Genomic DNA, 13004 nt, shown 5'->3' with positions numbered 1-13004 from the left:
GGGTCTTCGCCCGCCGCGAGCGGCCCCACCCCGGAGCGCAGCTCACCCTGTTCGAGGCACAAGACGGGTGGCGCTACACCTTGTGGGCGACGAACCTGCCCGCCGACACCAGGGGCTGGCGCGGCCAGTGCGCCTACATCGACGCAGGCCACCGCGTCCACGCCCGCGTCGAGGACGTGATCCGCACAGGCAAGGACACCGGCCTGGGCCATTTCCCCTCCCGTCACTACGGGATGAACAAGGCATGGCTGGACGCGTCGATGACCGCCTGCATCCTGCTGTCCTGGCTCCGGCACCTCGCCCTCGACGGCAAGCTCGCCAAAGCAGAGCCCAAGACGCTGCGCTACCGGGTCTTCCACACCGCCGCCCGCCTCGTGCGCGGCGGACGCCGCAAGACCCTCAAGATCGCGGCCACCTGGCCCTGGGCCACAGCGATCACCACCGCCTGGAAGCGTATCCAGACCCTCCCGCACCCCACCTGACCAGCGCAAACCGTCCCTGCGACCAAGGAAGGAGCCCCCGGGGCCCGTGGAACCCCCGGCCACCCGGCCCGGCAGCCGGGCCATCAGCATGCTCCGACACCGAAAACCCGCTCCCGGGGACGCTCGTCACGCCGTTCAGGCAGACGCTTCAGCAGCGTGAAAGATCGAGGCCAGGCCGCGCTACCAGGCGGAACGCTACCGCGCGGCGGACAAGCTCCGCGACAAGGTAGCGCTGATCACAGGCGGCGACTCCGGTATCGGCCGGGCGGTGGCGGTCCTCTACGCGCGCGAGGGCGCCGACGTCGCCATCGTGCACCTGCCCGAGGAGCAGCCGGACGCGGAAGAGACCCGCCGCGCAGTGGAGGCCGAAGGCCGCACATGCCTGCAGCTGTCCGGCGACCTGTCCGACGCGTCGTTCTGCCGCGAAGTCGTCGAGCGGACCGTGCAGGAACTGGGCGGCCTGAACATTCTGGTCAACAACGCCGCCCACCTGAACAGCCAACTGGACCTGTCGCAACTCTCCTTCGAGGACTGGGACCGGTCCTTCAAGGTGAACACCTACGCGTACTTCCATCTCGTGCAAGCCGCCCGTCCGCACCTGAAGGCGGGCGACGCCATCATCGCGACCGCTTCGGAGGAAGCGCTCAAAGGCAGCGACACGATGATCGACTACGCGGCCAGCAAGGCCGCCATGGTCAACTTCACCAAGTCGATCGCCTTCCACCTGGCCAAGGACGGCATCCGCGCGAACGTGGTAGCGCCAGGCCCCACCTGGACCGTCCTCAACATCGCCGACCAGAACATGCCGCAGGACGGCCTCGCCCATCTCGGCAGCGAAGGCCCGATGGGACGCGTAGGGCAACCAGAGGAAATAGCACCGGCGTACGTATACCTGGCCTCAGAGCCGGACTCCAGCTACACCATCGGCGAGATCATCGGCGTCACCGGCGGCTTGACCACCACCCGCTGACCCACCCGGCGACACGGCTGGAGCAAACATCGGGCGGTGAGTGCGCTTGAGCGCACCCTTCCGAGAGGCGCTCAACCGCCTGGGCACCGTCAGGCGTCGGGCGGGAAGAAGTCCCAGACGCGGTGATAGCCGAGCAGACCGACGACTCCCCTCAGGATCGCTCCAACATCGCCGATGGCGACGACAAGGGCGTCCGGTGGCAGGCTCGCGATGTTGAACACCTGCCGAGACCGAGGTCACAGGCACCCAGCGGCTTGGCGTGCCGGTACGCCACGGTGGATCATGAGCAGCGCGCAGATCGGTGGCCGCCTCGGCGGCCCCGCTCCAACGTTGGTGTCGCGGGTGGCGAAGAAGTCGCCGCCCCTCGGCGGGCATCCCTGCCAGGTGATGGCGTCGAACTCGATGGACCGCGCTGGCACGCTCCTTAGAGCTTGCCGTTCTTCTTCACCAGCGCCATGTCGCGGGTGCGCCAGTGGCCCAGGTTGACCTCGAACACGTCGAAACCCGGGTCGATATAGCTCCGATCCTGCGGCACGCCGAGCGCCAGCAACTGCTCGGTCTGGACGAGGCAGCCGCCCTCGCGCTGGTCCGCGCACTGCAGGAGCAGATCTTCGCCGGCGGCATGGCCGCTCAACGTCCGGCCGACCGACGGCAAGCTCGGCTCCGACACCAACAACCCCATACCGGTGCAGCGAAGCTTGGTCCCCTATACGTAGCGGCCCTTGCTGACCTGGCTTCGCCAGGGCAGGTCCAGCCAGTTCAGCAGCGTCCATTCGCGGGTGTGATGATGCACCACGTCGATCGCTGCGACCTGCTCCCAGGGAAGCAGTAGTTCGACGGGGCGCCCAGCCACACGCCCTTGCCGGTGACCGAAAACGCGACTTCGCGCTGCAGTCGGCGGCGTGCTGTGCCGACCGCCTAAGCGTCACCACGCCCAGGCACATCACGCCGAGCGCTGTCGCGACCAATGCGAACTGCTGCGGGCCGATGTCCCGTCCCGGAACACCGCGAGCAGAGCACCGGTACCGAGGGCCGCCAGAACGAGCGCAACCAGGGCGAGAGTGAGCGGCCGCCGCCAGGTGTACGGCACGACATAGGTCTCCTGCTCATCGATCATGCCGGGTGCCGCCTTCACCCAGCTCGCCCTCGCCCGTGACCCGGAAGCTTCGGGCCCGAAAAGGTCTCAGGGCGTGCAGCCTCTCGTGGCGATTGTGATTCTCTTCGCAGTCTGCTGCGGCCGGCAGGGGGTAGCTCTTGGTCGTTGCCGTGGCGGAACCAGAATATGCGGAGGGGTGAGATGGCCGAGGCCGCGCCAGGATCGCAACGTACGCAAGCGGCGTCCCTGGGGCGGGTGGCCCGCTTGAGGCAATGGCTCGGTCGAGCGGCTCGGGGCGGCCATGAGTGGCACACCTTTGCCCTCATCGCCAAGAGCGCGCTCGCGGCCACCGCATCGTGGGCGATCGCCCACGATGTCGTGGCCGCAGAGTCACCGGCCTTCGCGCCGTTCTCGGCGATACTGATCATGCAGGTCACCGTTTATCAGTCGGTGCTCCAGGCCCTGCGTTACGTCGGTGCGGTCGTCCTGGGAGTGGGGCTTCAGGGCGTTCTGGGCGCTCTCGTGGGCCCGGGCCTGTTCACGTTCGTGCTGGTGGCATTGGCGGCGCTGGCCATCGGACGGTGGCGACCGCTGGGTTCCCAGGGCTCTCAGGTCGCCACAGCCGCCCTCTTCGCCTTTTCCACCTATGTCGCGGCTACCACTGATTCCGAGCGGTGGACCGGGATCGGGCAGATCATTGTCCTCGTCCTCATCGGCTGCGGCATCGGCGTCCTGATGAACCTGATATTTCCGCCCATGCGCTACCGCAGCGCCGAGCACGGCATCCACACCTTGGCGCATTCGCTGTACGGGTTGATCGGCGACATCTACCCGGCACTGCAGGAAGGGAAGCTGGAGCAAGAACGCACCCAGGGCTGGCGGCAGCGCGCCTCACAATTGGGGCCAATCGCGCAACAGGCCCAGTTGTCGGTGTACACCGCTTGGGAGAGCATTCTCTATAACCCGCGCCGTCTGCGTCATCGCCACCGGCGCCGATCCTCTTTTCAGAACTACCAGGCGCTTGTCGACGCCCTCGAACGCGTCTGCGACCAGGTGGCCTCCATGGCCCGCAGCCTCGACCAATGGCACGACGCCGACGGCAGCCGAGGCCAGCTCGACTTTCTCCGCGCCTACGGCGATTTCATGGCATCCCTCGCCCGCATCGCCGAACTGCTCGGCCGGATCGACGAAGACCGTTTGCAGGACCAGGCTCAGGAACTTTCCGAAGCGACCGCTGAAGCCCAGAGGTGCCATGACCGGCTGCGGGAGGACGCGCAGGCCGACTCGGTACCGCTCAGCGACCCCGGCCAGCCGCACGGCATCCTCATGGCAGAAGCGGCCCGGCTGATGGACGAATTCCAATACACCAGCGATGTCCTCAATTACGGCGTCGACGAAGCCCGATCAGGACCCGGAGCCTCTCCGGCAAGCTGCGGCGCCCGGTCCCGCCACCGTGGATCACGGTATTGGCGGTCAGCTCGTTGACTGCCAGTTCGAGGTCCAGGACCCGGTCGGGGTTCAGGCCAGCGCGGGTGGCGTGCTCAACGACCAGCCCGCTGGGGCTGCTGCAGCCGGTCGGCGCCGTAGTCAAGCGTTGCCACGAGCTCCGCGGTGTCGCGCCGGGGCAGGTTACAGACCTCGATCATGCGGTCGGCGGCAGAGCTGTGCTCGTCGGCGAGTCGGGGTCCGCGCCCTGCAGGGCTATCCCTGCGGCGCGCCAGCCAGTTCGCGGCTCGTCCTCTCCATTCTTGTGTTCGGCCACCACGCCTTCTCGGGAGAGTAGCGGCCCGCAGGGAGGCCACTCGAAACAGGTCAACCGCGGACTTTTCCGATGGCATCGCGGACCCGGTCAGCGACGGCCGCCATCGGGCCGACGGTGAGGTTCTTGGCGGGCGACTCCACGCCCTTGTGCGGGTGGGTCGGTGCGACCGCCTCGGCGGCCCGGACGGCCTTGGCCATGCCGCTCATCTGCTCAGGGGTGGCCACGCGCGCGATGCGCGGGAACTCCTCCTTCTCCTCGTGTGAGGCGTGCGCCTCCAGATCCTTGTGGAACTTGGAGAACGTCTCCTCGAAACCGACCGAATCGGGGTCCATCCCCTCCAGCTCGGACAGGACGCCCTTGGCGTCGTGCTCCTCCTCCAGTCGCTTGTCCACGACATGTGCGCCGTCGTCGGTGGAGCGTCGGGCGAACGGATGAACGACCTCCTCCTCGGCGGTCTCATGGATGGCGAGCAGTTCACGCAGCCGGTCGAAGGCGTCCTTGCGGACCTGGCCGCTGTTGTCGTCCACGATCGCTGCGAGGCGGCGGATCTCCCCGTGCTGCGAAATCAGCAGATCCACGACGTTCTCGGTCTGTTCGGTCATGATCGATCTCCTATTCAGGGTTCGAACAGAGCCAATACCCGGAGGTCGGGCTTCAATCACCGGGTGCTCGGGCTGCGCCGAGCAGGGTTAATACATGCTCAATGGGACCCACTGGACCATGTTGAGCACCGGGTACGTCCAGGACACCTGCTGGCGGTTCGAGGAGTACAAGGCGAGATCAACGTTGAGCGACCGCGTCTTCGACGAGCACCGCGACAAGTCGGAGGCACCGTCCGGCCATGCAGTCGGTCGACCTGGGGTAGTGGTCGCCGAACGAACCTACGACCGGCAGGCGGTGCGGGGCCGGGCGTCGAAGCCCAACCGGAAAGGGCTCAGCGTGCGCGGCAGCGGCCGGTCCGCGGACAGCCGCAGACCGACGTCCTGCCTGAGGTCGTAGGCGCGTAGCAACGCGGCGAGGAAGTGGCTTGCCGAGAGCAGCGACAGATTCCGTCCGGGGCACTGTCCGGGGCCCTTGCTGAACGGCACGACAGCCCAGTCGTGCTCCGCCGTGCCGTCCAGCCAGACGCCGGGCCGGAAGGAGTCGGCGTAGGGCAGCGTTTCGTCGTCTCGCTGGAGGAACGGTGTGTGTACGAGGAACCCGGTCCCGGCGGGCAGGGTCTGGCCCGCCCATTGGGTCGGGCGGGTGCTGTCGCGCAGGATCGTCATGGTGGTGGGCCACAGGCGCACCGACTCCCGGACGCACGCCCGCAGGAACGGCAGGTCGGTGTCACCGCCCTCGGCTTCGCGGCTGGCGCGCTCGGCGTGTTCGGGATGGGACGCCAGCAGCGCGAGTATCCGGAAGGCGGCCAGCGCGGCGGACTCGTAAGCGAACAGCCACTGCGGCACCTGGTCGTCGGGTTCGGTGACCTCCGATTTCGGGACGGCGGCCATCAACCCGGCCAGACTGCCAGGATCGGGATCGTCCAGGTAGCGGCGCAACCGCCGGAAGAACTCGATCCGCACGCCGGCACGCCTGGGGTGGGCGAACGCCCAGTTGGAGTTCATCCGCAATGTGGTGAGCAGGTCACTGATCTCGGAGTCGTCGCGGGCGGCGTCCCCGAGGACGACACGCCGCACCATCCGCCACCACGCCATCCGGAAGTCCGCCCAATCCAGGCGCCCGGCGAGCGCGACGGCACCGACCAGCCCGTCCGCCTCCTGGCGAACTTTAAGGGTGAGCGTGTCGGCGTGCCGGTGCACCGGCTGCGATGCGTCCAGCACGTCGTCGTTGAACCGGTGCCGGTCGGCGCGCTCCTCACCGTGCGAGGCCAGCACGCCGTGCGGCTGGAAGTGGACGATGGCGGCGCGCTTCTCCTTCGAGGCGATCGCAAACGGCTCGGGCGAGCCGGTCAGCACCCGCTCGACGTCGCGCGGCGAAAGGATCAGGGCGAACGAGCGTCCAGGTACGGCGAGCCGCAGCGGCCCGGTTCCGTACCGTGCGCGCAACCGTTGCAGCAGGCGCGCCGCACGGCGATCGGCCTGGATCGCCTCGGCCAGCGCCACGAAACGCGGGCGGCGGGCCAGCACACCCCGCGCGAGGGCCGGGACGACCACCGTCCCACCGATCCTCAGCGTGTCGGCGACCGTGGCCCTGGCCGGCGGCGCCTCGGTCGCTCCTGGCTTCACCTGAACAGTCGGCACATCTCCCCCCTTCGCATCAGCCAGGTGCTAACCGCTCACCGCCACGGCAAACAAACCGCCGCGTGACCTCCCGCATACGGACTGGATCCAGCCTCCTCCCGATCGCCAGCGTTCCTCAGCATCGCCATACGTGGACCTGGGATCTCCTCCGAGTCCGCGTCCCGGCAGCCCATCCGGGCGGCGGCACCACGAACCAATAGTTGGCATTCCATGCAGCGCTGAATAGCCACACTCCGGCTGACAGCAGCTAAAAGCGCTCGACTTTCCGGGCCCTCGAGTCGCAACGAACACGCGACCAGAGTGTGCGGTCCCCCTTGATGCCGGGCGTGTTCGAGAACGTGCCTGCCGCCGCAGTCCCGGCGTCATCGCGGGCGTCTCGGGTAGTGACCGCGCATGCGGGTAATGATCATGAACTTGTGGGGGACGCGCGGAGACTGGACGAAGCGGCGGGAGATACTCAAGCTATTTCGGGAGGGGGTCGGGGCCGCTGGACTCTTGGACCGACGTCCATGATGCTCGACAGCGTGGGTGTTTCTGCAGACTCCGAAGGGCTGGCCCGCGCGATGTTCTCGGCCGAGCAGGTCGGGGATGTGCTTGAGGTGGTCGGCTGGTACGACGACGTGCAGGCCGAAGACGTGCACCGTGCCGTACTGACGTTGAGTCAGGGCGACGTGGACGCTCTCCTCAACCTCGTGGTAGCGGCGGTGACCGACTACCGGGATGTGTTGATGTGGGCGAGTCAATCGGAGCCGACACCCGAAGAGCGAGAAGCAGCATGGGCGTGGACGCAGGAGATGGTCCGTGAATACCGGCAAGTCCGGCGTCGGCATCTGGAAGCCGAGTACGGGATCGAGGGCGCCGAGCAGATCGAACGGAGCAACAAGAAGCTGTTCGGCAGACCGTCGCCGGCCGATCACGACCTCGACGCCAACTGACGTCCAGCGGGCGCCGCCTTCGGCACCCGGGGCTCACTGTGGATGACCGGTGGACCCGGGTGATGTGTGGCAGGGTGGAGGTACCGCTTTGAGGCTTTTCGTGTCTGCTGGTCCGGTGGTCCGTCCCAGGGTGTGAGGTGAATCGCAGCCACCCCAAAGGGTCGGCGCAGTTAGGCCGGGCACCCGATGGCTGACGACACGTCCCGGCACGATTTCGGCCCGAACGATCCCGACCGGTGCGTTCTTAACGGTTCGTCCGAGGGTGGGGACGGCGCTGAGGCTCTCGGCGTTCTGGAGGGCGGGGACGGTCCGGCCGGTTATGAGGGGTATCGGCTGTCGGGCGACGCGGTGGCGGAGTTGCAGCAGCTGCTGCTGGCCACCGAGAGCGTCGAAGGGTTCATGCAGGACATCGCGCAGCTGGCCGCCGGGACGATCGGCGTGGGCCTGTCGTGCGGGATCACCATGAAGACCGACGGTCGGCCGACGACGGTGGCGTCCTCGGACGCGCTCGCGGAGAAGGTCGATGAGGTGCAGTACCAGCTGGACCGCGGGCCGTGCCTGTACTCGATGCGCAGCGGCGAACAGGTGCTCCTCAAGGATCTGCATCATCCCGACCGGTGGGGCGATTACGCCGCCCATGCGCTGGAACACGGTGTGCGGGCCTCGCTGTCGATGCCGCTGCACCCCGGCGGCGACAGCCAGGGGCGGGGGGCGCTGAACATCTACGCCCCTACCATCGACGCCTTCGGGCCCGAGCAGATCAGTCAAGCCAGCGGGTACGCCCAGATCCTGTCCGGGGCGGTGGCGTTGGCGGTGCGCATCGCCGACCAGGCGGCCCTGACCGCGCACCTGCGCACGGCGTTGACCTCGCGCGCCACCATCGACCAGGCCATCGGCGTCGTCATGGCTCGCCGTCGCTGCCCGCCCGAGCAGGCTTTTGAGATCCTGCGGCAGACGTCGCAGAACAACAACGCCAAACTCCGCGACGTCGCCGCCCGCCTGGTCGCCGAGACGGCCCGCCGTCCCTCACCCCACCCCGGCGCCCCACGAACCTGAGGTTCCCTCGATAGCGGCGCCGGTGGATATGGCCGTGCTCGTTTGACACCTCGGCCCCACAGTGTGCATTTTGGATCAAGGTCCGCAGTCTCGCGTCGCGGACCCGGGTCCGACAGCGCTGGCCCTCCCTGCATTCCTTGATGCTGCCCGGAGGCCAGCCATGCGCGACCATGTCGCCGAAGCCGTCGAAGTCCACACCGCAGTCCGTCCTGAGCGGGCGACGGTGCTGGTGTTTCCCGACCAAGTCGACATCGCCAACGCCCCGGCGCTCCGCGCCCGGGTGCTTCAACTGCTCAACCAGGGCACGCGCAGCCTGGAGTTGGACCTGACCCAATGCAGTTTCTGCGACTCCAGCGGCGTGGACGTCATCCTGCGCTCCCACCTGCGCGCCACCGCCCTCGGCGCTCACCTGGCGATCCGGCTGCCGCCCACCGGCGTCGTCGCCCGCGTCTGCCAGATCACCGGCGTCACCCGCGCCGTCACCGTCCTCCCGGCCCCCGCACAATGAGCGACACCCACGCCACGAGCACCACCCACACCGCAGCAGCCAATGCCGACACGCCGCCGCCCGAGTCGCCCCCGACCGGGGCCACGCTCCGGACTGGGCGGACTCGGACATGCCATGCCGCCCACAGCGCCACGCCCCCATTGAGCAGGCCCCGGACCAAGGGCATAACGACCTATGCGAGTAGTGCTCGCAGGGGGGCAACACACCGGGCCGGGCCCGCCGCGGGGCCGACGAGGGCGGCGCGGGCGTTGTGGAACCATCCCCGTGCGTGCGGGGCCGACCCGCGCAGTTTCGTGATGATGAGATCGAACCCGTGGACGCAACGGAGCTGGTCCCGACCTGGGCTGATGCTGGTCAGATGATCGCGATCCAGCGGGCCGGATTGTGACCCCCGGTGGCGGAGGTGATCACACTGCTCGTACGCCGTGGGCTCTGTGTGAGCTGCCTACCGGCGACCTCGACGAGACCAGGTACGGCACGACCGTCGCCAAACCGACAATCCCAAGGAGGACGCCGTGGTGATCCCCGAGCGCAGACGTGCGCGTGGTCGACGCCCCAGCCCCGCGTAGCCGGCCGGGCCATGCGAACGGGCATGGGCGGGCAACCGACACCCTGGGCTCAGGCCCTGGCGGCGAGGCGTCATAATCATCCAGGCGAAGATCAGATGGCCCTGGAGCCGGGCGGCGGCGACCGCCGTCCGCACCGGTCTCCAGTCACGTTCGCCACGGAATGCACCAAACATGCTCGCGGTATCGGCATTGATCGCGATGGACTGCGTGCCGATCGGTGAAACGCTGGCGCGCTGCGACGCCGCCTTCGCCGCGCACTGGTGGCACTGGTTCGTCTATGGGCAGACCAGCAGAACCGGCCGCTCAATGCCGAACCCACCGCCCGGGAGTGGACAGGCGTCCCGAGGCGGTTCAGGGCATGGCGGGCAGAAGCGCCTCCCGCAGAGTCACGGGACGATGCTCGGGCTCGCGGCCCTCGGCCAGTTCGTCCAGGCGGTGCAGGAGGATGCCCTCGCGGAGCGCCCACGGGCAGATGTCGAGCCGGTCCAAGCCCAGCACGTCCATGGCGGCCTCGGCGACGATGGCGCCAGCGAGGATCTGGTGCGCACGCGACGCCTTGACCCCGCGTAGCCGGGCCCGGTCGGCGTCGGGCAGTTTCGCCAGCCGCGGAATCCAGCGATGCATGTCGCGCCGGTCCAAGTGCCGCTCACGGTAGGGGCCGGCTTTCGCCTTGGGGGCACCGCACAGCCGCGCGAGCTGGGTGAACGTCCTGGATGTCGCCACGGCCCGGACCGGCGGCGGACGCTTGGCGATCTCTTGCGCCGCCTCGGCCAGCACGGACCTGACATGCCTGCGCAGTTGCTTGCGGATACGCTTGCGCACTGGCGGGTGCGGCGGCAGGTGATACCGGGTAAGGCGGCCCGCGCCGACCGGCAAGGAGAGGGCGATCTCCGGTTCCCGTCCTCCACCGTAGGCCAGTTCCAGGGAACCGCCGCCGATGTCGGCCAGCAGCAGTGGGCCCGCCGACCACCCGTACCAGCGACGGGCCGCGAGAAACGTCAGCCGTGCCTCCTGCTCGCCGGTGAGAAAGCCGAGGTGGACGCCCGTGGCGGCGTGGACCTCGGCGGCGACTTCGTCGCGGTTGGCGGCGTCTCGCAGCGCGGACGTGGCGAACGGACCATCTCCTCGACGTCGAGGGCGGCCGCCGCGGCCGCCGCCTCCCGCACCGCGCTGATCAGCCGTTCGACGGCGGGCCGGTGGATGATGCCGTGCCGGTCGGTGGCCTCGGCCAGCCGGACCGCGCTCTTGACCGACCGTACGGGGGCAGGCGCCTGCCTGGGGTTGAGGTCGGCGATCCGCAGATGGGCCGAGTTGGAGCCGATGTCGAGAACCCCGAGGCGCAGGCGCGCGTCGTCCATGCGCATGCTTTACCCCCCCTCCGCCCGGTCAGTCCGGCGTCCGTGCGGGGCCGAGGTTTTGCGCAGGTCGGCGGGCTGGGGCCGGCTGCGCGGTGTGCGGAGACCCGGTTCTGGAGGAGCGCGATGAAGGCTGTCCCCTAGCACGGCAAGCGTGTGTGCGACCGCGGCGCGGCGATGCTGCAGGCTGCCCTGGTGTGGGGCCTGGTCGCGTGGCGCTGGAGGATCTGGCGGCGGGGCGGGGAGGCGCCCTGCGTGAACCGACAGGTCTGCGTTTCGGCGGGTTAGAACGCTGCGCGGTACGGCATGCTGGACCAGGTGGTGGACCCGTTCTTGGGGGCGGCCAGCCCCGCGTGGGCGGATGGACGCGGACCTGGGACCTGTGCCGGGGCTGGCCGACCGGCGGGTCTTGACCAGGACATGGTCTAGGGGAGTGGTGAATCCCGGCCGCACGCTGGTGCCTTATCGGTGCAAGGGGGGCCGGGTGGCAGTCTCGGGTCACCCAGCACATGAACGACTCGCCTTTCAGCCCGAACCACCCACCGACCAGCCCTACAGCCGAATTAGTGGCGCTGGGGGACGTCGATGAGGTGCTGGTGGTCGACAGCGGCCGGATTGTGCAGCGGGGGTGCGCGCGCCGGGTTGGTGGCGGTGCCGGGTCCCATACGGGGACCTGTGGGAGACCGAGGCGCTGGTGGCCTGGCCGCGCCGCAGGGTCCCCGGGGCCCGCTTCGCGGACGTCCGCATGGGGGTCGGCCGCGTGGGTAGATGCGGCCGGGATATGCAGGCGTCCAACCCTCGGAAGGGGGCGAGTGATCATGTGCTCGGTGAGCGCGTTCGGCTCTGCGGTGTGCGGTCAGGGGGCTGGCCGGTGGTCGGCCCGGACGGCCGAGGGTAGGTCGTGACGGGCCGGGTGGTGGTGGTGACCGGTGCGAGCGCGGGCGTGGGACGTGCCGTGGCCCGCGGGTTCGGTGCACGCGGTGACCGGGTGGTGCTGCTTGCGCGCGGCGAGGAGGGTCTACAGGCCGCGGCGCGCGACGTCCGGGAGCTCGGAGGGTGGGCGCTGCCGGTGGTGGCGGACGTGTCCGATCCCGGGCAGGTCGAGACGGCGGCCAACCGCGCTGAGGAGGAGTTCGGGCCCATCGAAGTGTGGGTGAACAACGCGTTCTCCACCGCGTTCGGGGAGAGCCAACAGGTGTCGCCGCAGGAGTACCGGCGGGTGATCGAGGTGTGCTATCTGGGTGCGGTGCACGGCACCCGGGCGGCGCTGGACCGGATGGTGCCGCGCGGCACCGGCGCGATCGTGCAGGTGGGGTCGGCGCTGGCGTACCGGTCGGTCCCGCTGCAGTCGGCGTACTGTGCGGCCAAGAGCGCTATCCGGGGGTTCACCGAATCGGTGCGGTGCGAACTGATGCACGACCGAAGCGGTGTGGCGATCACGATGGTGCAGCTGCCCGGGCTGAACACTCCGCAGTTCGACTGGGTGCTGTCGCGGCTGCGCAACCGTGCACAGCCCGTCCCGCCGATCTTCCAGCCGGAGGTGGCCGCGCAGGCGGTCCTGCTGGCCGCGGACCGGCCGCGCCGTAAGGAGTACTGGATCGGCGGGTCGACGGCGGGGACGCTGCTGGGGCAGCGGATCGCGCCGGCGCTGCTGGACCGGTATCTGGCGCGTACGGCGTTCTCCTCGCAGCAGACCGGTGCCCGTGAGGACCCCGGCCGCCGGTCCAACCTGTTCCATCCAGTGGACGACACCGACGACGCGGGTGCGCACGGCCGGTTCGACCGCGGCGCCAAGGCCGGGAGCCTCCTGCTGAAGGCGCGGTCGCTGGTGGCGGGGCGGGGGCCGGGGACGGTACGGCGGCGTGCGGGCCGCGGCGGGCGTCTTCCGGCGGCGGTTCAGCGCGCACTGGCGGGGCGGGACGGCTGAGATCCTGCCGTGCCTCGCCGTTCAGGGGTGTTGGTCCGGTGGGGTGAGGCCGTGCACGGCGCCCGATGGCGTCGGCGATCTGGGACGGGGTTCCGGCGGCG

15 protein-coding genes are annotated in these 13004 nt (G+C 69.3%); 7 read left to right on the top strand and 8 right to left on the bottom strand.

Going from position 1 to position 13004, the window contains the following annotated elements; translation table 11 throughout:
* Together ACGFK0_RS36805 and ACGFK0_RS36800 are read left to right on the top strand one after the other, a co-directional pair.
* The coding region (locus ACGFK0_RS36805; RefSeq protein WP_392913210.1) for a transposase at nucleotides 1-482 on the top strand (482 nt) is incomplete at its 5' end.
* 163 nt (nucleotides 483-645) lie between these two features.
* The gene (locus ACGFK0_RS36800; protein WP_392913218.1) at nucleotides 646-1452 is read left to right on the top strand and encodes an SDR family oxidoreductase; all 807 of its coding nucleotides are present in this window, start codon (nucleotides 646-648) and stop codon (nucleotides 1450-1452) included.
* Between the two features lie 89 nt (nucleotides 1453-1541).
* On the opposite strand, the gene ACGFK0_RS36795 is transcribed toward ACGFK0_RS36800, so the two are convergent.
* The 4 genes from ACGFK0_RS36795 to ACGFK0_RS36780 form a co-directional block, all read right to left on the bottom strand.
* The gene (locus ACGFK0_RS36795) at nucleotides 1542-1673 is read right to left on the bottom strand and encodes a hypothetical protein (protein WP_392913208.1); all 132 of its coding nucleotides are present in this window, start codon (nucleotides 1671-1673) and stop codon (nucleotides 1542-1544) included.
* Between the two features lie 203 nt (nucleotides 1674-1876).
* On the bottom strand, nucleotides 1877-2134 hold the full coding sequence (locus ACGFK0_RS36790) for a hypothetical protein (protein WP_392913206.1): 258 nt from the start codon (nucleotides 2132-2134) through the stop codon (nucleotides 1877-1879).
* A gap of 24 nt (nucleotides 2135-2158) precedes the next feature.
* Complete coding sequence (locus ACGFK0_RS36785; protein WP_392913204.1) at nucleotides 2159-2305, bottom strand: hypothetical protein; 147 nt, start codon at nucleotides 2303-2305, stop codon at nucleotides 2159-2161.
* Nucleotides 2306-2395: 90 nt separating this feature from the next.
* Nucleotides 2396-2569, bottom strand: a complete 174-nt coding sequence (locus ACGFK0_RS36780; protein WP_392913202.1) for a hypothetical protein — start codon at nucleotides 2567-2569, stop codon at nucleotides 2396-2398.
* 180 nt (nucleotides 2570-2749) lie between these two features.
* Between ACGFK0_RS36780 and ACGFK0_RS36775 the strand changes: the two genes are divergently transcribed.
* Nucleotides 2750-4033 carry an aromatic acid exporter family protein gene (locus tag ACGFK0_RS36775; RefSeq protein WP_392913200.1) on the top strand — a complete coding sequence of 428 codons (1284 nt, stop codon included), beginning with the start codon at nucleotides 2750-2752 and terminating at the stop codon, nucleotides 4031-4033.
* Nucleotides 4034-4360: 327 nt separating this feature from the next.
* On the opposite strand, the gene ACGFK0_RS36770 is transcribed toward ACGFK0_RS36775, so the two are convergent.
* A complete protein-coding gene (locus ACGFK0_RS36770) occupies nucleotides 4361-4912 on the bottom strand; it encodes a hemerythrin domain-containing protein (RefSeq protein ID WP_392913197.1) in 552 nt (183 codons plus the stop codon).
* A 279-nt stretch (nucleotides 4913-5191) separates the two neighbouring features.
* The gene (locus ACGFK0_RS36765; RefSeq protein ID WP_392913195.1) at nucleotides 5192-6538 is read right to left on the bottom strand and encodes a cytochrome P450; all 1347 of its coding nucleotides are present in this window, start codon (nucleotides 6536-6538) and stop codon (nucleotides 5192-5194) included.
* 524 nt (nucleotides 6539-7062) lie between these two features.
* On the opposite strand from ACGFK0_RS36765, the gene ACGFK0_RS36760 reads away from it, so the two are divergent.
* From ACGFK0_RS36760 to ACGFK0_RS36750, 3 genes are all read left to right on the top strand, one after another.
* Nucleotides 7063-7488, top strand: coding sequence for a hypothetical protein (locus ACGFK0_RS36760; RefSeq protein ID WP_392913192.1), 426 nt, complete (start codon nucleotides 7063-7065; stop codon nucleotides 7486-7488).
* 186 nt (nucleotides 7489-7674) lie between these two features.
* Entirely contained in the window at nucleotides 7675-8544 is an 870-nt protein-coding gene (locus tag ACGFK0_RS36755) for an ANTAR domain-containing protein (protein WP_392913189.1), read from the top strand.
* Nucleotides 8545-8704: 160 nt separating this feature from the next.
* Entirely contained in the window at nucleotides 8705-9052 is a 348-nt protein-coding gene (locus ACGFK0_RS36750; RefSeq protein WP_392913187.1) for an STAS domain-containing protein, read from the top strand.
* 920 nt (nucleotides 9053-9972) lie between these two features.
* Here ACGFK0_RS36750 and ACGFK0_RS36745 read toward each other — a convergent pair.
* Nucleotides 9973-10719 (bottom strand): Ppx/GppA family phosphatase, encoded by a 747-nt coding sequence (locus tag ACGFK0_RS36745; RefSeq protein WP_392913216.1) that lies wholly within the window; start codon nucleotides 10717-10719, stop codon nucleotides 9973-9975.
* Entirely contained in the window at nucleotides 10620-10979 is a 360-nt protein-coding gene (locus tag ACGFK0_RS36740) for a hypothetical protein (protein ID WP_392913184.1), read from the bottom strand. The genes ACGFK0_RS36745 and ACGFK0_RS36740 overlap by 100 nt, the downstream gene beginning before the upstream one ends.
* 919 nt (nucleotides 10980-11898) lie before the next feature.
* Here ACGFK0_RS36740 and ACGFK0_RS36735 point away from each other — a divergent pair.
* The gene (locus ACGFK0_RS36735; RefSeq protein ID WP_392913182.1) at nucleotides 11899-12903 is read left to right on the top strand and encodes an SDR family oxidoreductase; all 1005 of its coding nucleotides are present in this window, start codon (nucleotides 11899-11901) and stop codon (nucleotides 12901-12903) included.
* The last annotated feature ends 101 nt before the right edge of the window (nucleotides 12904-13004 follow it).

Source organism: Spirillospora sp. NPDC048823, assembly GCF_043198445.1.
In the GTDB taxonomy this organism is placed as follows: Bacteria; Actinomycetota; Actinomycetes; order Streptosporangiales; family Streptosporangiaceae; genus Spirillospora.
This window is presented reverse-complemented; position numbering and strand designations above follow the sequence as displayed.